The following is a 21,394-nucleotide window of genomic DNA, read 5'->3' on the forward strand; positions in this document are numbered from 1 at the left end:
GGGCAACAAGACTTGTAACTCATAACTCTGATAAAATTACTACACATGAAAAAGTTAAATAAAACAACCGTAGATAAAAAAGAACTTCCTGTAAAAATACTTCAATTCGGCGAAGGTAACTTCCTTAGAGCTTTCGTGGATTGGATGATCCACAAAGCCAACGAAGCAGGAGTAATGAATCATGGTATTGTTGCCGTACAACCGATTGCCGGTGGAGAATTTGTTGCTAATATTTTCAATGAGCAAGATTCGATGTATCACGTATACCTAGAGGGAATCAAAGACAAGAAACCTGCCAAAGAAGTTACTTTGGTGAAGAGCATCAATGAAGTATTAAATCCTTATTCTCAATATGCGGAATATGAAAAACTATTCTTGAGTGAGGCATTGGAAATGATTATTTCGAATACTACCGAAGCAGGTATTCGTTACGAAGAAGGTGATGATCTGAATGCAACACCTCCTAAATCGTTCCCTGCTAAGATGACTGCTTTATTGCATAAACGTTACAAGAAATTTAACGGTGATGTCAATAAAGGTCTACTTATAATTTGTTGCGAATTGATCGAAGATAACGGATCGACACTTCGTGAATATGTATTGAAACACGCACAACATAACAAGCTGGCAGAAGGTTTCATCAATTGGATAAATACAGCCTGTCACTTCTATGATACATTGGTAGACCGTATTGTTCCCGGATTCCCTAAAGAAAATATCGACGAGATAAAAGCGGAACTAGGTTTCGATGACAATCTGGTTGTAAAAGGCGAATATTTCCATGTATGGGCCATCGGTGGTGATTCTGTTATCAAAGAAAAGCTTCCATTAGACAAAGCCGGATTAAATGTACTTTTCATGGAGGATATAAAAGATTTCCGTGCTAAAAAAGTTCGTATTCTGAACGGTTCACATACCGCTATGGTTCCCGTTGCTTTGCAATTGGGATGCCAAACGGTTATGGATGCTTTCAATACACCTGAGGTTGAAAAATACATCAATCAGATGGTAACTAACGAAGTACTTCCTGCCATTAATGAAGATCCTGAAGAATTGAAAGCTTTTGCTGCTAAAATCTTGGAGCGTTTCTATAATCCTTATCTGAAACATTATCTGAAAGATATTTCGTTGAACTCCATTTCTAAATGGGAGACTCGTGATTATCCTACGGTATATGACAACTACAAGAAATTAGGAAAATCGCCTAGATTAACTACTTTCTCGTTTGCAGCCCTCTTACTTCTTTATAGTGGAAAATCAGAAGTAAGTTTCACTCCTAACGATACAGCTGAGTTTATCGAATTCATCAAATCGACTTATAAAGAGTACGATATTAACGGATGGGTAGCAGGTATCTTAGCCAACAAAACAATGTGGAAAGAAGATTTCACAGAGATACCTGAATTTGGTGAAGAAGTAGCCGAAGACGTGAAACTGATTCTTAATAAAGGAATGCTTAAAGCATTAAGAGAAATTATTGCATAATAATTATTGATTGAATTATATATACTTGAAATATAGAAGGGTAATCGAATCAAGTGTTATCCTTCTATGTTTTATCAACTGAAAAAACTGATTTAAACATGAACAACGATTGCTTATACTGTACTAAAAATCAGACTCAAAAAGATCTGATGATCGAGATATGCGAACTTAGTGTTTCAACAGTATTTCTGTTCAAAGAACAAACACATAAGGGACGATGTATTGTAGCGTATAAGAATCATGCTACAGAACTATATGAACTGGAGGGACAAGAACTGCTTTCGTATATGGAAGACGTCAATCTTGTTGCCCAAACTTTAAAAGAGCTATTTAATCCTGCGAAAATAAATTATGGGGCATATTCTGACAAATTGCCTCACCTACATATACACCTCGTTCCTAAATATATAGATGGAATAGATTATGGTTCGATATTTGCAATGAATCCACAGAAGGTATATTTGTCTGATTTAGAATATACTGAAATGATCAACTTAATAAAAGCCAGATTAAAATCATGAATAAATATTTAAAAATAAATCCAAACGACAACGTTTGCGTTGCGATAGAAAACCTCAATGAGGGTGATATTCTATCTGTTGATGGGGTTAATATCACGATCAAAAATCCGATAGAAACAGGGCATAAATTTGCCATCACGGATATAAATACGAATGAGAATGTTGTAAAATACGGCTACCCAATCGGGCATGCAATTGCAGACATTAAGGCAGGAGAGCATGTGCACACTCACAATGTGAAAACCAATCTACATGATAATCTCCAATATTCGTATGCACCTGTACATCCTAAGTTAAATATCCCCAAAAGTGACCTGACAATAAACGGTTATTTACGCTATAATGGTGAAATGGGTATTCGTAACGAATTGTGGATAGTACCCACGGTAGGTTGTGTAAACGGACAGGCTCAGGCAATTATAGAGCGTGTAAAGAAAGAACTGGATGTTTCACACATTGATGATATCCGTGTATATACTCATAATTACGGTTGTTCTCAACTAGGAGACGACCATACCAACACGCAAAAAGCGTTGGTTGCTTTGGCTAAACATCCCAATGCGGGTGGTGTATTAGTACTAAGCTTGGGGTGTGAAAACAATCAACAAGCAGATTTCAAAGTAGCTATGGGAGAATGGGATCACGAACGTGTACGATTCCTTATTTCTCAACAAGTGCAGGACGAAATAGCGACCGGCTTCGAAATGATGAGCGAATTGGTGGAAAGAATGAGAAAAGATAAACGTGAACAGCTTCCATTATCGAAACTAAAAGTGGGTTTGAAATGTGGCGGTAGTGACGGTTTTTCGGGTATCACAGCCAATCCTCTGGTAGGACAATTATCCGACTGGTTGATAGCTCAGGGAGGTACTAGTATTTTGACCGAAGTTCCCGAAATGTTTGGTGCTGAAACGATATTAATGAACAGAGCCGAAAACGAAAAGGTATTTAACGATACTGTTTTACTAGTAAATAATTTCAAGAACTATTTCCGTAAATTCGATCAGGAAATATACGAGAACCCATCTCCGGGAAACAAAGCAGGCGGTATAACTACTCTTGAAGATAAATCGTTAGGTTGCACTCAAAAGGGAGGAAATTCGGAGGTTGTAGATGTTTTAGACTATGCTCAACCTGTAACTAAACATGGTTTGAACTTATTAAATGCTCCGGGTAATGATCTGGTTGCTGCATCAGCATTAGCTATGTCGGGTTGCCAAATTGTTTTATTTACAACAGGTAGAGGAACTCCATTCGGTTCTTTTGTTCCGACTATGAAAATTTCTACTAACTCGAAGTTGTACAATTTCAAAACAAACTGGATAGACTTTAATGCAGGCACTTTGCTCGAAGGTAAAAGCATGGAAACTGTACTTAAAGAGTTTATCGATTTCATTATCAAAACATGTGATGGTAAACACCTTAAACATGAAGAAACAGGATTTAAAGAAATTGCAATATTTAAAACAGGGGTCACTCTATAAACCTCTGGACTCTCTCTTATTTATATTGGATTAAAAGAAAAAGCATCTGCGAAAATTCGCAGATGCTTTTTTAATATATTTCTTAATTTAAGTAATTATAAATAGAATAAATCTGATTCCTGAATATTCTGATATTCTTCCTTACTTTTTATTATCTGCCAAATCTTATCATATAGTTTCTTATATTCTAAAGCTTTATCTTTATCATTTATAGGGTTATTTAGATCGGTAAAGTCTAAAACGACCTTCTTACAAATATTCTCTTCACACATTTGAAGAGAAGTCTCAAAACTTGGCATTATGCTTGTGATTATACCATCACTATTCGAATCAATCTCAAATTTCGGTGGGAAACTCTTAAAATTAATAGCCTTATATAATTTATAAACAGATTCTTTCTCATCATCACTTAAAATAATACTAGAAGTTTTAGATCCAGATAAATAAGTCCTTGTAAATGATCCTGTTTTCGAGTTATATCTATCACTCGCTCCATCGTATATTCTGAAATAAAAATCAGATGAAGTATCAATATTATTATTCGATGTTTGACTACTAATAGTAATATTATTACTACAACCTAATAGTAGAAAGCAAAAAAATATGTACAGATGTTTCATTATTATCTAATTTAGACGTTATATCCATTAGAGAATAATATATTCCTTTTTCCACACATACTCATTGTAATCGTTTTTATTTTGTTACACTTGGCAAAACAAAGAAAAATGTACTACCCATACCCTGAGCCGTTTCCACATCAATAGTACCACCTTGTGTTTCGATAAATTCTTTACTGATTGCCAGCCCTAATCCTGTTCCCGATTTAGAACTGCCCGGAACTTGAAAATACCTTTCGAATATCTTCTTCTTGTACCGACCATCAATACCTTTTCCTGTATCTTTTACCGAAAAGAGAACTCCGTTGGGATGCTTTCTCAGCGAAATAATTACTTCACTCTTTTCTATTGAATATCGAATTGCATTCGTCAGAAAATTAGTCATAACCCATGCTGTTTTCTCTGCATCGGCATGGACAAAAGGAATATCCTCTTCAATATCCGATTGAAGAATAACATGTTTTTGATCTGCTTGAATTTTAGTTGTATCAATCGCATATTGTAAGATTATCCGTGGATCGGTAGCTTGTATATTCAATTGAATATTTCCCGTTTCGACCTGAGACATATTCAGCAATTCGCCTGTTATCTTAAGGAGTCGTGAACTATCATCTTTTATACTTTCGACCAATTGCTTTTGCTCGTCATTCAGCTTGCCTGTTTCGAGGTGTTCCAATAATTGTGTACTCATTTTTATAGACGAGATAGGAGTTTTCAACTCATGAGAGATGGTAGCTATAAAATTGGTTTTAGCCGAATCCAATTCTTTGAAAGGTGTGATATTTTTCAGCAGTATTACGTAGCCAATCAATTCGCTTCTCTCCTCCCCTGTTGGCGTAACTTCTATATTAATTATCTCTTTTTCGAAATATGATTCTTTGTTATCCGTATAAATTTTCAGAGGTGTTTTTTTATCCGTTTCTTTCGATGGTTTTATAATGTCTACAATAAGCGTACGTATCAAATCGTTACTGACAGCAATATCCACTACCGATTTATTGATAATCTCGGCTCTGGTTAAGCCTGTAATTTTTAGAGCCTCATCGTTTACAAATAAGATAACCTTGTTTTCGTCAAGCCCGATGACAGGATCGTGCATATTATTTATCAGGGTTTCGACTCGCTTTTTTTCTTTCAGTATTTTCTCTAATCGACTGCTCGAATACTCTTCGAGTTTTTCAGCCATCGTGTTAAACGATTTAGCTAAATCTCCGTATTCGTTATGACCTTCGAAGTGTACTCGCTGGCTATAGTTCTGATTGGCAATCTGCCTGATGCTTTCGGTTAGTTCACGTATCGGTTTCGCTATATTGTTGGGTAACTTTATTAATAATCCGAAAGCAATAAGAAAGCATAAAGCGCCTGTTACAACAATCCAAACGATAGCTGCCTCAGCTGTATTATTGGCGATTTCGCTTTTCTGCTCGATAGCTCCCATATTCAGCTCCATCAACTTGGCAATATCTGTGCGGATATATCCCTGTATTGTATCATTAGTCATATCGACTTTAAGCTTCTCAAAATTCTCGGCAATATCTAAAGTCACATTATCTTCATTCCTTTCGGTCATGTTGTGTAATTGCTTTTCCAAATTACTACCGAACTTCGAAACCGCTTTCGGATTGTCTTTCATCTCATCCAAAGCCAACAGCATATTACGAGAGTATTCCATCGTATTGTAATTGGCTGTCAATATATTATTCGTGTCTCTTTTCAACTCGTTAATATACCACATACTAACCCCTGCCAAAAGGATAATAAGGCAAAAAAGGAGTCCGACTCCGAATGTCAATTTCTTTTTTATTTTCATGATAAGATAATTAAATCAATTCCCTCTGCCTTTAGCGTTTTCAGTAATTCATTCATCGGTCGAGTTTGTAATACCATCCGAAACCAATGCAAATGAGGCATTCCGATACATACAGTCGATACATTCATCTTTATAGCCTGTTCAACAATTGCTTTAGGTATACTCTTATGCTTTACCTGTATAACCTGCCCGCCCAATTCGACAGCTAATTTAAAACTATTAATCAACTTTCGTTGACTATCTAACGCTATTTTATCGAGGCTCTCCTGCGGTCGCTGAACATACAACACATACCACTCGCCATTGTAATAGCCTGCCTGACGTGCTGTTTTCCGGATTATATTATTTGCTTTCTTCCCGTTACTGCCAATACATGCCATAAATGTCATATGCTTGCTAGGCGTAGCATTAGGTGCTTCACTATCGGCTTTGCGTACCACATGACTGGCAACTTCTTTGAGAGCCAGTTCTCTCAATCGAAGGATGTGTTCACTTTTGAAAAAATTATCTAAAGCCGACCGTATTTTATCTGTGGGATATATTTTTCCATCCTTTAAACGGGAGATCAAATCCTCGGCAGTAAGGTCGATATTTACAACCTCATCCGCCATTGTGATTATTCGGTCGGGAATACGTTCGGCAACCTCAATACCCGTGATTCTCTTTACTTCTTCATTGAGGCTTTCGATATGTTGAACATTTACGGCACTGATTACATTGATTCCTGCTTCTAAAATTTCTAATACATCCTGCCAGCGTTTTTCATTTTTACTGCCCTCGATATTGGTGTGTGCCAATTCGTCGATAATCACAATTTCGGGGTGAAGATTCAGTATGGTCTGTACATCTAATTCTTCGAGTTCCTTTCCTTTATAGAAAATTTTTCGGCGTGGAATTATCGGCAATCCTTCGAGTTGAGCAGCGGTTTCTTTTCTGCCATGCGTTTCGATATAGCCAATTTTAATATCAATACCATTTTCCTGAAGAATGTGTGCTTCCTGAAGCATACGATAAGTTTTGCCTACACCGGCTATCATACCGATGTAGACTTTAAATTTTCCTTGCCTCGATTTTTTTATCAGATTCAAGAAATGTTGCACATTGTTTTCTCTTTCTTCCATCAAAATATAATTTAGAATCTCACTGCTAATGCTGTCGTTACAAATACATCAGTATCAGTAAATCCATCTTCTTTTTGAAACACTTCATTTTGACTGGCGAAAAGACGTCCTTCAAGTCTCCAAACAGCAGCATCTGAAATGAGATAATCAAAATTAAGAGAATATCCCCATGTTTCAAACCCCTCAGGAGCTTCTGTTGAAATGATTACACCTTCTTCATCCTGATAATATTCAGCTCGGGCAGCTACATTTATTTTATCGGATAACGAATATCTTCCTAACAAAGCAAAAGTATACCATCTGTTATAACTGCTACTGCCTTTCTCTTTCTGTTCCCAACCAATATCAAATCCGGCGGTGAGATCCAATTTATCTATCAGTTGAAATTGCCCGAAAAGATCGTGAAAATATCGCATTTTTCTCTCATTATCGGGTTTATCATTTCCGATAAATGAACTGCTATTTAAAGTAACTCTATCATTTGGCTTGAAAACAAGCTGATGCCCGAAAGCAGGCGTATTATTTCCGTCTACACGCTGAATACGTTGCCATCCATTCAGAATTAAGCCACTTAGCATCCATCGGTTATCATCGGTGGTATAGGTTACTTTTGCCCCAGTTTCGAAGTAAGGCGAATTTTCAGCCATAATGCTTCTTGTTAGTGTCCAGCAATCCATTCCGATAGCGCTTTCGAATCCAATATGCGATGCGAAAACTCCTGCATCTATCCAGATATTTTTAGTCTTCGATAATTTAACTCCGATATTTGCCTCATAGATATTCTTCAAAACTCCGGGTTCGGCTGCCATGTTATCATTACTATATGTACCCACCATTAACCCCAGATTAGTTCTGACATTTTGTGTATTGTAAGATGCTTTGATCATTCCGATATTGAGATTCACTTCGTTGTGCCTGTTATAAGCATACATAAATGGTTGCCTCTGATGATTGTAGGGTTTATTGAAGTCGTAGCTATAATAAATATCTCCATATCCACTGATAGTAAGTGGAGAAGCTACTTTAACATCATCTTGCGAAAACGCATTGATTGTGAACAGACTCAACAATGCAACTATAAAACTTACTGTTTTCATCTTATTTCAGCGTATCAAGAGCGATATTAAGTTTTAAAACATTCACCTTTTCTGTTCCGAATAATCCTAATAATGGTTTTTCGGTTTGTTCATCAACTAATTTCCGCACATCCGACTCTGATAATCCACGTACTTTAGCAATCCGCTTCACTTGAATATGGGCAGCTTGCACCGAAATATTCGGATCGAGTCCACTGGCACTTGCTGTTATTAGATCAACCGGGATTTCGTTCTTTGTAATATCGGAATTATGCACCAGAAAGGTATCGATACGGGCTTTTACTGTTTCCAAATATTCACTGTTCGAAGGTCCTTTGTTACTTCCTCCTGATCCTGCCGCATTGTAATTGACAGCAGATGGGCGTGACTGAAAATACTTATCACTTGTAAATGACTGCCCAATATTACTGTAATATGTATTGCCTGAATATTCTGTAGTTTCTCCTTTTCCATTATTGGGAGCTAGTTGAGCTATACCCCATACGCAAACAGGATAAACAACCGCGAAAAGTATAACAGTAGCTATCGTTAATCGTATAGCCGGTAAAATATCTTTTTTCATTTTATTTTTATATTAAAAAAACCAGATTTGTAACCTTAGAAAAATAACGACACCAAAATATCAATAAGCTTTATTCCAATAAATGGTACTATTATACCACCTAAACCGTATATAAATAGGTTTCGTCGTAATAATGCTGATGCACCGATTGGTTTATAAGTCACTCCTTTTAATGCTAAAGGAATAAGTATAGGTATAATGATCGCATTAAAAATTACGGCTGACAGAATAGCACTCTCCGGGCTATGCAACTTCATTACATTCAAACCTTGCAATGCAGGAATAGCTGCTATGAACAGTGCAGGAATGATAGCAAAATATTTAGCTACATCATTTGCAATACTGAAAGTGGTAAGTGTACCTCTGGTCATCAATAGTTGCTTTCCAATTTCAACTACTTCGATCAACTTGGTAGGATCATTATCCAAATCGACCATATTTCCGGCTTCTTTGGCAGCTTCCGTTCCACTGTTCATGGCAACACCAACATCTGCCTGAGCCAAGGCTGGAGCATCATTCGTACCGTCACCCATCATGGCAACCAAGCGACCATCGGCTTGCTCTTTCTTGATGTAATTCATCTTATCTTCAGGCTTTGCTTCGGCAATAAAATCGTCTACACCTGCTTTTTCAGCAATATATTTTGCTGTTAATGGATTGTCTCCCGTAACCATTACGGTTTTTATTCCCATTTTCCGAAGACGTTCGAAACGCTCCTGTATTCCCGGTTTAATAATATCTTGCAGTTCGATTACTCCAACTACTTTTTCATTGACAGAAACAACCAAAGGTGTTCCTCCGTTGCTTGATATCTGCTTTACTCGTTCATCTACATCATTGGGATATTCATTTCCTGCTCTTTCAACTAAAGTCCGTATAGAATCAGCCGCTCCTTTTCGAATACGGATATCGCCTGCATCAACACCCGAGCAACGAGTTTCAGCCGTGAATGTGATAAACTTGAATTGGGGAGAAGATATATCATAATCGGAGGGGCGAACATTTGCCAATTCGATAATAGATCGTCCTTCGGGAGTTTCGTCAGCCATAGAACTTAAGACTGCCGTTTTTACAAACTGTTCTTCGTCTGTTCCTTTAGCTGGATAAAAAGAAGTCGCTTTGCGATTCCCTATGGTAATAGTTCCTGTTTTATCTAATAGAAGAACATCTATATCTCCTGCTGTTTCTACCGCTTTTCCACTTTTGGTAATCACATTCGCTCTCAAGGCTCTGTCCATTCCGGCAATACCGATAGCGGAAAGTAAACCTCCAATAGTTGTAGGAATCAAGCAGACAAATAACGAAATAAATGCTGCTATGGTAATAGGTGTATTGGCATAATCGGCAAATGGTTTTAATGTTACACACACGATAATAAATACCAGTGTAAAGCCTGCCAATAATATAGTCAAGGCTATTTCATTCGGTGTTTTTTGTCGGCTTGCACCTTCTACCAAAGCAATCATTTTATCAAGAAAGCTTTCTCCGGGTTGAGTAGTCACCATTACTTTTATTTTATCGGACAGGACTTTTGTACCTCCCGTAACGCTGCTTTTATCGCCTCCCGATTCTCGGATAACAGGCGCGGACTCGCCCGTAATGGCACTTTCATCAATAGTTGCTAAACCTTCTATTATTTCGCCATCGGCAGGTATTATATCTCCTGCTTCGCAAAAGAATACTTGCCCTTTGTTTAGGGATGAAGATTGTACTATGGTCCACTCTCCTCGATCATCTAATAATTTAGCAGGAGTTTCTTCTCTTGTTTTACGGAGATTGTCAGCCTGAGCTTTCCCTCTTGCTTCGGCAATAGCCTCAGCAAAATTGGCAAACAAAAGAGTCAGCAAAAGAACTGTAAAGACGACTATATTATATGTCAAGCTTCCTTGCGAAGTATTGCCAAACAAGGTACTGAGGCAAACAAACAACATAATAACTGTTCCGATCCAAACGGTAAACATAACCGGATTGCGGAAAAGATCTTTAGGATTGAGTTTTATAAATGAATGTTTCAATGCTTCTTTCAATAAAGCCTTTTGAAACAGTGATGGATTATTTGATTTCATTTCGTATGTATATAATTAGTACAATGAAAAATGTTCGGCAATAGGCCCCAAAGTCAAAGCAGGGAAGAAAGCCAACGCCGCAATGATGGCTATTACAGCAAATACCATAAGTCCAAAAGTCGAAGTATCGGTCTTTAGCGTTCCTGCACCTTCGGGTATGTATTTCTTGCTTGCCAATAATCCTGCAATGGCTACAGGTCCTATAATCGGAAGGAAACGAGACAGTAACAATACTATACCTGTACTGATATTCCACCAAGGTGTATTATCGCCCAAACCTTCGAATCCACTGCCATTATTGGCTGCCGAGGATGTATATTCGTAAAGTATCTCGCTGAATCCATGAAAGCCGGGATTATTTAATGTTGAAGCTGTAAACTGTGGAAATGCCGTTGCTAAAGCTGTTGCCGTGAGAATGAGAAAAGGATGCAGTAAAGCTATAATCATAGCAATCTTCATTTCCCGAGCCTCAATCTTTTTTCCCAGAAATTCGGGAGTACGTCCCACCATCAGTCCACTGATAAATACGGCGAGAATTATGAATATGAAGAAGTTTAACAAACCGACTCCGCACCCTCCATAAAAGGCATTTATCATCATTGCCAGTAATTGATTCATCCCTGATAAAGGCATCGTACTATCGTGCATTGCGTTGACCGATCCTGTGGATATAACCGTAGTTACAATACTCCAAAATCCTGATGAAGCTGCACCGAAGCGAACCTCCTTACCTTCCATTGCTCCCAACGAATTATCTATGCCCATGGATGTTATAGCAGGATTTCCATTCTGCTCTAAAAGGATATTAGGCGTAACTAACAGTAGAAAGCCGACAGTCATAACTCCGAAGATCATCCACGATAGTTTTTTACGCTTGATAAAATATCCAAATGCAAAGATCATAGATAATGGAATTATAAGCTGTCCGATCATCTGCATCATAAAAGTCAGATAATTGGGATTCTCAAACGGATGTGCCGAATTTGTTGCAAAAAATCCCCCTCCATTGGTTCCGACATGCTTAATGGCAATAAAAGCGGCAGCGGGTCCTCGTGAAACCTCAATAGTGCTTCCATCCTGCAATGTCGTCATGGTATCCTTTCCCTCGAAAGTCATCAGAGTACCGTTAAAGACTAATATCAATGCCAATACAAGAGATACAGGCAACAGTATTCTAACACACGATTTCACCAAGAAATTATAGAAATTACCTAACTGATCGGTACTTTTTTCTCTAAATGCCTTAAATAATACAACCGCCGCAGCCATTCCCGTTCCTGCACTTACAAACTGCAAAAACATAAGCCATATCTGGCTCAAATAGGTGACACCTGTTTCACCCGAGTAGTGCTGTAGATTACAGTTTACCAAAAACGAAATGGATGTATTAAAAGCCAAATCTGCCGACATATTCGGATTCGCATCAGGATTTAGCGGTAACCATTGTTGAGTCATTAATAAACCCATGCTAATCAGAAACCAAACTAAATTAATTGTCAACAATGCTGATAAGTGTTCTTTCCAAGTCATTTCTTTCAGAGGGTTTATTCCCCCTATCTTGAAAAGTATTCGGTCTATCGGGTCGAAAATTGGGTCAAGCCACGTTTTACTTCCTTCATAGACTTTTGAAATATATTTCCCGAGCGGAATAGCCAAAGCCACTGCGATTAAGAATGTTGTTATTATACCAAGTATTTCAGTGTTCATTTTTTATTAAATTAAGTTCGCAGAACTATTTATTGCTTGAGTATTTTCTATGACTAAATATTGAAAATCTCCTATTTTAGCTGTTCGGAATTATTAGTCTGAGTAATATTCCAAAAAGAAGAGCGATAGAAAAGAAGAATATTAGTAAGTGCGTTGACTTAATTCTTTGCCTCCTTTCAACTAAGCAGCGTAAGTGAGAGATAAGACGCTTTGATTTTTCAGTTTTCATATCACCAACTATTTTTATTTCTTAAAATTTCTCAGGATGTAATAATACATACACCATATAACCTAAAACTACAATTGCGATAACGAATAAGTATAACATAACTTTAAATTTTATTGAACCATTCAATTGATCTGTAAAAGAGGGCAAAACATACTATTGCCAACACTACTAAAACTCCAACCTGCATTTTCTTTCTTTTTTAATTAGATTTATATTTACTACGATGTTAGTATATATGCCAATCTTGTGCCAACAAAATTGGTATACCATCAAGCTATTGAATAATTGATTGTTATGAATTTTACGAAAAACGAAGGCATAAAAAAAGCCTATCAAAATGATAGGCTCCTTCTCAAAACGAGAATTATATTATTGTAGCTATAATTTATATTCCTCTACTTTTCGATATAATGTAGCAATACTTATTTCTAATAATCGGGCAGCTTCGGCTTTATTCCCTTTCGTATAATTCAATACTTTCTGGATATGAGACTTCTCGATACTAGTCATAGATAAAGACGAAGTTGCACTATCAGAGATATTCGATTGTTGCAATTCGAAAGGTAAACAGTCAATAGTCAATATATCCTCATCGGCAAGAATGACACTACGTTCTATAATATTTCTCAGTTCGCGAATATTACCTTTCCATGTATTTTGTTCGAGTGTTTTAATATATTCGGGAGAAAGAAGTTTTATCCGCTTATTCATCTTTGCAGCAAAAACCTGAGCAAAGTCATTTGCAAACAGCTTAATATCCTCAACCCTATTTCTCAGTGAAGGAAGTGCTATCTGGAAAACTGACAGACGATAATACAAATCGCTTCGGAATTGCCCGTTTTCAATCTCCTTATCCAGCTCTCTGTTCGTTGCAGCTATTATCCTGACATCAACCTTAGTCGGCTTAGTTTCTCCTATTTTAATAAACTCCTTTGTTTCGAGAACTCTCAATATTTTAGCTTGCAAATCCATAGGCATTTCACCGATTTCATCTAAAAAGATAGTTCCGAAATTGGCTTCTTCAAACAATCCTTTCTTATCTTTTAGTGCTCCTGTAAATGCACCTGCTTTATGTCCGAATAATTCGCTTTCCAATAAATCTTTGCTGAAAGCCGAGCAATTGATAGCAACGAATGATTTATTTTTACGATTCCCTCCATAATGAATGGCTTGTGCAAAAACCTCTTTACCTGTACCCGTTTCACCTGTCAACAGAACGGTAGTATCAGTAGCGGCTACTTTGCGACTCATATCAATGGCAGCTTGTATAATTCTTGATGTACCTATAATATTGTCGAACGAATATTTCTGCTCTACTTTTTGTTCTAGCTGAGTGACCCGTTTTGACAATTCGGTTTTCTCTAGAGCACGATACAAAAGAGGGATAATACGGTTATTGTCATCTCCCTTCGTTATATAATCGAATGCCCCGTTTTTTATAGCTTGTACCCCATCGGGAATATTGCCATAAGCAGTCAGTAGAATTACTTCTGTCAAAGGTTGTATCTTTTTTATCTGCTGAATAAGTTCCACCCCATTGGCATCGGGTAACTTCACATCACAAATAATTGCATCGAAATCTTGCTGCTCTATTTTCTTTAGAGCAGTCGCAGCATCTTCTGCCTGAAGAACCTGAAACTTTTCCAGCTCTATGATTCGAGCCATCAGTTTACGAAGCTTTTCTTCATCATCTATCAATAGTATTTTTTTCACTATATAAAGAGTAATTGATTTGGATGTAAAAATACATTTTTTTCGGTTTGCAGAACTATTTATTATTTATGTCAATCAGTAGTTAGGATTATATGTTCAATTAAATTGTCTTTTACTACGCGCAATCGAAGATTGCTTGTATTCCTTTTTCCCAAATCCGCAAAAGGAATCAAAATGGCTTTTATCCGTCAGGCCTCCCGACCTTGCCGTTTGCACGGGGTACCCGCAGGGCGAATGAAAGCGCTAAGAAACAAAAGGATATCATTCGTTAAACGTTTTTCTTTTGTTTTAGCTTTCGAGACCTTAGCGGGTCGGGAAAAAGGCTCAGTCTTGATCTTTTGTTTCGTTTTGCATCAAGGCAAAATGAAAAACAAACCCAATAGGGTGCGTTAGTAAAATTGAACATCAAACATACCAGATCAACTACTGATTTACTTTATTTATACAGCTATAATAAAGACTCTTGTTATAAGTAAAAGGACATATACAATGATATATATTCTAAAGTCATAACAACCTATCGCTGTTTTGTTTGCACAAGCAATAAATAGTTCTTCGAACTTAAGACTTCCGATAATTGGTAATATAAAATATTTACAAAACCAGCTAAGAAACAGATATAAAATAACTTATAAAAATCAATAAATTATCCCCAATAACTCAAGTGGTACTTTTTAATCAACATACACATCAATAAAGTATCATTAATATACTAATATTAATGAATACCAAAAGAAAAAAAAACATACAAAACACTATACATAAAGCAATACATCTGAAATGGGAATAACAACAAAGAAACAATATGGATAAAAAAGTATCACTATTAGATAATAAAGCATTTGTTATGTAGTCTACTTATAAATACTTTTACGATGTTTTGTATATATTATTTAACCTTTATTGTAAATCATAGGTAAACCATGAAGAAAATCCTTTATTTTTTGTTCCTATTCTGTGTCATGCCCGCCCTTGTGCATGCTCAGGATTTCCTGATCACAGGAAAAGTGACGGACGCAAATGATAGTTCGCCATTAGTCGGAGTAACTGTCAAAAATCAGTCTCAATCATCTACAATTACTGATTTGGATGGAAGCTATAGTATAAAAGCTAAAAAAGGTGACGTTCTCACATTCTCTTTTCTGGGCATGCTAAGCCAAAGTGTGAAAGTAGAATCAAACAAAAGTATCAATGTAGCATTAAAAGATGATAATGTAGCATTAAGTGAAATTGTTGTTGTTGGATATGGAACCATGAAAAAGAAAGACCTGACTGGTTCTGTTTCTTCTTTAGATGGTGACAAACTAAGAGAAATGCCTGTAGCGAATCTCGATCAGGCTCTACAGGGAAGACTTGCCGGCGTACAGGTGACATCCAACTCGGGAACTCCCGGAGCTGCCACATCGATACGTATTCGAGGTGCAAGTTCTATTACTTCTGACAATGAACCTCTTTATGTTATTGACGGAATTCCGATGCAAGGCTCAGGTACTGAGATTGCAGGTTTCGACTGGGCAGGAGGATCGAACGGACAAAACAAAGTAAACCCTCTTGCTGCAATTGCTCCAAGTGATATAGTTAGCATTGATGTATTAAAAGATGCCTCTGCCTCTGCCATTTACGGATCGGCTGGAGCCAACGGGGTTGTAATAGTTACAACACGCCGCGGTAAAGCAGGTGAGGTGAAAATAAATTATGATGGTTTTGCATCAGTATCGAGCATACCTAAAAAACTCGACATGATGGATCTTCGTCAATATGCTGTTTACCAACAACAATTATCGGCTGATTTAGGTAACACTCTTTCTGATTATTTTAAAGACCCTTCATTATTAGGTAAAGGACAAGACTGGCAGGATGCTGTATTCCGTAGTGCATGGGCACAAAACCATAATGTTTCGGCAAACGGAGGATCTGATAAAATTCAGTTCTCGGCTTCGGGTGGATGGTATAGCCAAGACGGTATTGTTATAGGATCGGGCTTCGAACGTTTCAACTCCCGTTTCAATTTCGATGCTCAGGCTCGTAAATGGCTCAGATTGGGTGGTTCTCTTGCTTATTCGCGAACCAATGAAACAATCACTCTCAATGATGGCGGCGACGGTGTTATTATGTCTGCTCTTATGATGGGTCCCAATGTACCTGTTAGAGATATGGATGGCAATTATGCAGGCCCCGAATCGGTTGAAGGTGTTTCATGGAATCCTGTTGCAATAGCTATGCAACGTAATAATAAACTGCTTCGCAATCGTACGATGGGTAATTTTTATGCATCGGCAGATATAACAAAAGGTTTGGTTTTCAGGGCTGAATATTCGTTTGATGCCTCTAATAATACCAATAAGGCGTTTCACCCTACTTTTCATTGGGGAGCATTGAAGAATGACATTAACCGCATCATGCAACGTGAAGATCAATCGATTTTCTGGATTCAAAAAAATTACCTGACCTGGGATAGAACATTCAATACAAAACATAATGTGAATCTGATGGCGGGATTTGAAGCCCAGAAATCGGCATGGGAAGGAACCCAGTTGGTAAAGAATAATCTGACAACTGATGATATACATGTGATTGGTATTGACGGATCATACGAAACGAACTCGGGTTGGAAAGACGAATCAACTCAAGTTTCGGTATTCGGTCGTGCTAATTACAATTACGATAACAAATACTATTTAACAGCGACTATGCGTCGTGACGGATCATCTAAATTCGGTCCCGATAACCGTTGGGGAAATTTCCCATCGTTAGCAGCCGCCTGGCGTATTACCGAAGAGTCTTTTATGAAAAACCTTACAGACATCTCTAACCTGAAACTTCGTTTGGGATATGGTATGGTAGGTAACTCCAATATCGGAACATATCTTTTCGGGTCGTCCATGTCTGCCATGTCCACTCCTTTGGGAACAGGATACCGTGCAACAAAAATCTCGAATCCCAATTTGAAATGGGAAACATCGGTTCAATATAATGCAGGTGTCGACTTAGGATTATTCGGAGGAAGAGTAGACCTGACGGTAGATGTGTATTCTAAAAGCACAAAGGATCTTTTGTTACAAATTTCGATACCCAGTTATTTAGGAGGATCAGATTACAACGATATTCAGGCTCCTTACGCAAACATTGGACGTGTAGACAATAAAGGGATCGATATATCACTTTCGACACATATTATCAAGAATAAAGATTTCAACTGGACATCTAACGTTATCTTCTCGCTGAACAGAGGAAAGGTGAAAGAACTTAACGATGACAGTCAGGCTATTTACGGTAGCTTAAACTGGTATTCCGAATTTCAGACTGCAACAATAACCAAAGTCGGTCAGCCGTTAGGTGTATTTTACGGTTACAAAACAGAGGGTCTTTTTAAAGATAAAGAAGACATACTGAATCATTCGGTACAAAAGGCCGACCCTACAAACAGCAAAGTAAATTATGTAAACAAGACCGGAGGTGTATGGGTTGGTGACATGAAGTTTGTAGACTTAAATGACGATGGTATTATTGATACCAATGACCAGACTATAATAGGCGACCCGAATCCTGATTTTACATTCGGATTCAACAATAACTTTACATTTAAAAGCTTCGATTTAGGTATTGCAATGAACGGATCGGTAGGCGGAGACATTCTCAACTACTCACGTGTGCTTATCGAGGGGCAAACAAGTATCTGGAATAATCAATCGACTGCCGTAATTGGTCGTGCTCAGATCGGCTTGCGTGATCCTCTTGGTTCTGCTACCGACCCCAACAATGTTTATCTTCTCAATCCATCGGCAACCGTTCCACGTGCTGCAACTAACGATGTAAACCGAAACAACCGTATGTCGGATCGTTTTATCGAAGATGGTTCTTTCCTTCGTCTTGCCAATATTTCTTTGGGATATACTTTACCTAAAAATATAGTAAGCAAATTAAATATCGACAGGCTCAGAGTTTATGTAAGTGGGCAAAATCTTTTCACCATCACAGGCTATTCGGGCTATGATCCTGAAATCGGTGCATACAATCAAAACTCTTTGTTACAAAACATCGACATGGGACACTATCCTCTTCCTCGTATGTTCACATTCGGACTAAATCTAGGTTTTTAAATTAAGGGAATTACAATCATGAAAAAAATTATAAAATATATAAGTCTGGCTGTTATCCTATTGACGACAGCATCTTGCAACGACTTCCTAACAGTCACTCCGCAAGATTCATTGACTACAGACAATTATTACAATAGCGAATCGAAAATACGTGCCAATACTGCCACCTTATACGGTAGTGTATGGTGGGATTTTCACAGTCAGTTCATGTGGCTTGCCGGAGATCAAATGGCAGGTGACCTTTATTATACTTACGATCAGGAAGGTCAGTTCTTCTTTTTCAGTTATAACAATGGTAATGCATATATTACCAGAGGGTGGAAAGGATTATTCCGTGTAGTATCGTATGCAAACTCGGTTATTAACGATATGCCTCCCGCAGCAACTAATGTTTCTCAGGAAGTAATAGACAGGGCTGTAGCCGAAGGACGTTTCGTACGTGCAGTTGCTTATTATTACCTCACCGAATATTGGGGCGAAGTGCCTATTATAGAGAATTCGACAGAGAAAATAGTATCGGGTAATCTTTTTGTACCCAAGAATACACGCAAAAGCTGTTATGAATTTATGATTCGTGATCTTGAATATGCAGCAAATACCCTTCCCGACAAAGATGCTCAACTGGGTCGTGCGACTAAATGGGCAGCCAAAGCAATGCTGGCTAAAGTACACCTGACTTATGCAGCTTCGGCTGTAGGCAATTCGGCAGTATACGGTGATGCCACTGCTCATTTCACCAAAGCGAAAGAATTATGTACCGAGATTATCGAAAATAGCGGGCGAACTCTTGATGCTGATTTCCAAAACTTATTTACAGTAGAAGGCAACAATGTAAGCGAATCATTATTTGCGATACAATGCCAAACCGGAACATACGGAGGCGGTAACTCGCGTAACACCAACTTTTCGAGAAGTTCCGTTATAGCCGACCAAACCTGGGGAGCAGGAAAAGGGCCGACTATTGACCTTCAAAAAGCTTTCGATCAGCAAAAAGATGTTCGTCGCAGATGGACATATATGAAACAAAATGATAAATATCCGATGCTTAACAAAGTCAATGGAGGTTATACATATAACAATTTTGTGGAAGCTGATAACGAAAATCCAAACGAAGTACTGGCACATATCAAAAAATATGTAATTGGTAAAGCGTCGGATACAGATAATAAGGTCGGCTTAAATCAGGATGCTGCAAATAATATTCACATCATCCGTTTAGCTGACGTTTATCTGATGTATGGAGAGGCTGTACTGGGTGCTAGTGCATCCACTAGTGATGCTAAAGCTCTAGAGTATTTCAATGCCGTACATAGTGACCGTGCAGGTCTTACCGAAGCAACATCGCTAACATTTGAAAGTATTCTTAAAGAACGCCGTTTAGAATTTGCTTTCGAAGCACTTCGCTGGCTGGATATCAAACGGTATTATTATCGTAACCCAAGTGCAGCACTTGCCCTGTTGAACAGCCAAAAACGCGAATTAATATATGTTCTGAAAGACGGTTACTCTTCGGCTGAAGATAAAAATAATAACAACAATTACGAGGAGTTCGAACCCGCAGCAGGATTTGTAAGAGTATACGATTCCCAGATGTTTCTTCCAATTCCGGCAGAAGCACTTACAGGCAATCCTCGCTTTAAAGAAGATGCAGTTGATTACACTTTTAACGATTGATTAAGACCATGAAAACATATATAAAAAATATATCATTACTGGCTGTGATGCTTACTTTTATAGCAGGCATATTTACAGCTTGTGACAACGATGACGATAACGGTGCAACACCCGTAATCAGATATGTACGCACAACAAGTGCAGCTCAGTCTGATTCGATTATTACAAGTGCTTATCTGGGCAATACAATAGCCTTGATAGGTGACAACTTTTCGAATGTAAGAGAAGTTTGGTTTAACGATCAACAGGCAAGAGTAAACCCTGTATTTGTAACGAACAATGCTATCTTGGTTACTATTCCGAATGATATTCCGACAGAAGTTACCAATAAGATACGGCTTGTTACGAGAAGTGGTATAGAATCGCTGTTCGATTTTGCAGTAGATGTTCCCACACCTGTACTCAATTTTCTAACATGCGAATACGTTGCTGATGGTGATATTGCCGTCATTAACGGAGACTTCTTTTTAGAGCCCAAAGTTTTTTTCAATGGAAACATGGCTGCCGAAATAGCTAACTTTACCAAAACCCAAATTCAGGTTAAAGTTCCTAATGGCTCTAAAGCAGGTCCCATAACCGTTGAATCCATCTACGGGTCGACACGTTCTACATTCAGTTTCCGCGATAATAATGTTCAAACGCCGACAACGGTAATCTTTGTTGATTTTGAAGAAACATCATGGAACACATGGGGATTAAGTGCTTTTGCCAGTCAAGGTGGCCCCACAGGAAAATATATGGCTCTGGAAGGATCAACCGGGTCATGGGCTTGGCCTGCCAATCCTCTGCAATTTTATTTTAATAACCCGACTCGCAAACCCATAGTTTCGGAAGGTGATATAGAGAACCTTGCTCTTCGATTTGAAGCTAATGTACATGAATGGCACGATACGCCTCTCCTATTGTGGTTCTCCAAGAATAAAGACACACACGATGTTGACGGAGCTGATCCGCAAGCTCACTGGAAACCTTATTTGAATAGTGGCGTAAAGTCAAATTTTGTAACTGATGGTTGGATAACCGTAACTATTCCGTTAACCGATTTCAAGTATAACAAAGACGAATCGGATGATAAACGTGCCATTTCGAACTTGAATGAGCTAGTCGATTTACATGCCATGTTCTTCGGTGCTGCCGATGGAACAAGCAATGTGAAGTTATGGATAGACAATATGCGAATAGTAAAATACAAATAAGGATCGGAA

General features: G+C 38.0%; 16 protein-coding genes. 6 read left to right on the forward strand and 10 right to left on the reverse strand.

Annotated features, from left to right (window positions below; translation table 11 throughout):
• Positions 1–45: 45 nt before the first annotated feature.
• The 3 genes from G7051_RS02750 to G7051_RS02760 all read left to right on the forward strand — a co-directional run bounded on the left by G7051_RS02750 (position 46) and on the right by G7051_RS02760 (position 3,490).
• Positions 46–1,485: a tagaturonate reductase gene (locus G7051_RS02750; RefSeq protein ID WP_166198358.1), complete on the forward strand. Its 1,440-nt coding sequence runs from the start codon at positions 46–48 to the stop codon at positions 1,483–1,485.
• A gap of 98 nt (positions 1,486–1,583) precedes the next feature.
• Positions 1,584–2,006, forward strand: coding sequence for an HIT family protein (locus tag G7051_RS02755; protein ID WP_166198360.1), 423 nt, complete (start codon positions 1,584–1,586; stop codon positions 2,004–2,006).
• Positions 2,000–3,490: a UxaA family hydrolase gene (locus G7051_RS02760; protein WP_304487109.1), complete on the forward strand. Its 1,491-nt coding sequence runs from the start codon at positions 2,000–2,002 to the stop codon at positions 3,488–3,490. Before G7051_RS02755 ends, G7051_RS02760 begins: the two co-directional genes overlap by 7 nt.
• A 95-nt stretch (positions 3,491–3,585) precedes the next feature.
• On the opposite strand, the gene G7051_RS02765 is transcribed toward G7051_RS02760, so the two are convergent.
• The 10 genes from G7051_RS02765 to G7051_RS18405 all read right to left on the reverse strand — a co-directional run bounded on the left by G7051_RS02765 (position 3,586) and on the right by G7051_RS18405 (position 14,913).
• On the reverse strand, positions 3,586–4,110 hold the full coding sequence (locus G7051_RS02765) for a hypothetical protein (RefSeq protein ID WP_166198364.1): 525 nt from the start codon (positions 4,108–4,110) through the stop codon (positions 3,586–3,588).
• 76 nt (positions 4,111–4,186) lie between these two features.
• Positions 4,187–5,920 carry an ATP-binding protein gene (locus G7051_RS02770; protein ID WP_166198365.1) on the reverse strand — a complete coding sequence of 578 codons (1,734 nt, stop codon included), beginning with the start codon at positions 5,918–5,920 and terminating at the stop codon, positions 4,187–4,189.
• Positions 5,917–7,041 (reverse strand): sensor protein KdpD, encoded by a 1,125-nt coding sequence (locus G7051_RS02775; RefSeq protein WP_166110660.1) that lies wholly within the window; start codon positions 7,039–7,041, stop codon positions 5,917–5,919. Before G7051_RS02775 ends, G7051_RS02770 begins: the two co-directional genes overlap by 4 nt.
• Positions 7,042–7,052: 11 nt before the next feature.
• The gene (locus G7051_RS02780; RefSeq protein ID WP_166198367.1) at positions 7,053–8,138 is read right to left on the reverse strand and encodes a porin; all 1,086 of its coding nucleotides are present in this window, start codon (positions 8,136–8,138) and stop codon (positions 7,053–7,055) included.
• A 1-nt stretch (position 8,139) separates the two neighbouring features.
• The gene (locus tag G7051_RS02785) at positions 8,140–8,700 is read right to left on the reverse strand and encodes a K(+)-transporting ATPase subunit C (RefSeq protein ID WP_166198369.1); all 561 of its coding nucleotides are present in this window, start codon (positions 8,698–8,700) and stop codon (positions 8,140–8,142) included.
• 35 nt (positions 8,701–8,735) lie between these two features.
• On the reverse strand, positions 8,736–10,766 hold the full coding sequence (gene kdpB, locus G7051_RS02790) for a potassium-transporting ATPase subunit KdpB (protein WP_166198371.1): 2,031 nt from the start codon (positions 10,764–10,766) through the stop codon (positions 8,736–8,738).
• 15 nt (positions 10,767–10,781) lie between these two features.
• A complete protein-coding gene (kdpA, locus tag G7051_RS02795; RefSeq protein ID WP_166198373.1) occupies positions 10,782–12,473 on the reverse strand; it encodes a potassium-transporting ATPase subunit KdpA in 1,692 nt (563 codons plus the stop codon).
• Positions 12,474–12,723: 250 nt separating this feature from the next.
• Positions 12,724–12,801 carry a potassium-transporting ATPase subunit F gene (locus G7051_RS02800; RefSeq protein WP_110312183.1) on the reverse strand — a complete coding sequence of 26 codons (78 nt, stop codon included), beginning with the start codon at positions 12,799–12,801 and terminating at the stop codon, positions 12,724–12,726.
• A gap of 279 nt (positions 12,802–13,080) precedes the next feature.
• Positions 13,081–14,415: a sigma-54 dependent transcriptional regulator gene (locus G7051_RS02805; protein WP_166198375.1), complete on the reverse strand. Its 1,335-nt coding sequence runs from the start codon at positions 14,413–14,415 to the stop codon at positions 13,081–13,083.
• Positions 14,416–14,838: 423 nt separating this feature from the next.
• Complete coding sequence (locus G7051_RS18405; RefSeq protein WP_370522996.1) at positions 14,839–14,913, reverse strand: fibronectin type II domain-containing protein; 75 nt, start codon at positions 14,911–14,913, stop codon at positions 14,839–14,841.
• Positions 14,914–15,338: 425 nt separating this feature from the next.
• On the opposite strand from G7051_RS18405, the gene G7051_RS02810 reads away from it, so the two are divergent.
• From G7051_RS02810 to G7051_RS02820, 3 genes are read left to right on the forward strand one after another with little or no spacing between them, the layout of a single operon-like run.
• Complete coding sequence (locus G7051_RS02810) at positions 15,339–18,515, forward strand: TonB-dependent receptor (protein WP_166198377.1); 3,177 nt, start codon at positions 15,339–15,341, stop codon at positions 18,513–18,515.
• Positions 18,516–18,533: 18 nt separating this feature from the next.
• A complete protein-coding gene (locus G7051_RS02815; protein WP_166198379.1) occupies positions 18,534–20,189 on the forward strand; it encodes a RagB/SusD family nutrient uptake outer membrane protein in 1,656 nt (551 codons plus the stop codon).
• Positions 20,190–20,197: 8 nt separating this feature from the next.
• Complete coding sequence (locus G7051_RS02820) at positions 20,198–21,385, forward strand: glycan-binding surface protein (protein WP_166198381.1); 1,188 nt, start codon at positions 20,198–20,200, stop codon at positions 21,383–21,385.
• Positions 21,386–21,394 lie beyond the last annotated feature (9 nt).

The organism is Dysgonomonas sp. HDW5B (assembly GCF_011299335.1).
Classification (GTDB): Bacteria; Bacteroidota; Bacteroidia; order Bacteroidales; family Dysgonomonadaceae; genus Dysgonomonas_A.

What these genes read in the sequence shown, in the direction of transcription:
- G7051_RS02750 (WP_166198358.1), top strand. Translation starts at nt 46, where the DNA reads ATGAAAAAGTTAAATAAAACAACCGTAGATAAAAAAGAACTTCCTGTA.
- G7051_RS02755 (WP_166198360.1), top strand. Translation starts at nt 1,584, where the DNA reads ATGAACAACGATTGCTTATACTGTACTAAAAATCAGACTCAAAAAGAT.
- G7051_RS02765 (WP_166198364.1), bottom strand. Translation starts at nt 4,110, where the DNA reads ATGAAACATCTGTACATATTTTTTTGCTTTCTACTATTAGGTTGTAGT.
- G7051_RS02770 (WP_166198365.1), bottom strand. Translation starts at nt 5,920, where the DNA reads ATGAAAATAAAAAAGAAATTGACATTCGGAGTCGGACTCCTTTTTTGC.
- G7051_RS02775 (WP_166110660.1), bottom strand. Translation starts at nt 7,041, where the DNA reads ATGGAAGAAAGAGAAAACAATGTGCAACATTTCTTGAATCTGATAAAA.
- G7051_RS02780 (WP_166198367.1), bottom strand. Translation starts at nt 8,138, where the DNA reads ATGAAAACAGTAAGTTTTATAGTTGCATTGTTGAGTCTGTTCACAATC.
- G7051_RS02785 (WP_166198369.1), bottom strand. Translation starts at nt 8,700, where the DNA reads ATGAAAAAAGATATTTTACCGGCTATACGATTAACGATAGCTACTGTT.
- kdpB (WP_166198371.1), bottom strand. Translation starts at nt 10,766, where the DNA reads ATGAAATCAAATAATCCATCACTGTTTCAAAAGGCTTTATTGAAAGAA.
- kdpA (WP_166198373.1), bottom strand. Translation starts at nt 12,473, where the DNA reads ATGAACACTGAAATACTTGGTATAATAACAACATTCTTAATCGCAGTG.
- G7051_RS02800 (WP_110312183.1), bottom strand. Translation starts at nt 12,801, where the DNA reads ATGTTATACTTATTCGTTATCGCAATTGTAGTTTTAGGTTATATGGTG.
- G7051_RS02810 (WP_166198377.1), top strand. Translation starts at nt 15,339, where the DNA reads ATGAAGAAAATCCTTTATTTTTTGTTCCTATTCTGTGTCATGCCCGCC.
- G7051_RS02815 (WP_166198379.1), top strand. Translation starts at nt 18,534, where the DNA reads ATGAAAAAAATTATAAAATATATAAGTCTGGCTGTTATCCTATTGACG.
- G7051_RS02820 (WP_166198381.1), top strand. Translation starts at nt 20,198, where the DNA reads ATGAAAACATATATAAAAAATATATCATTACTGGCTGTGATGCTTACT.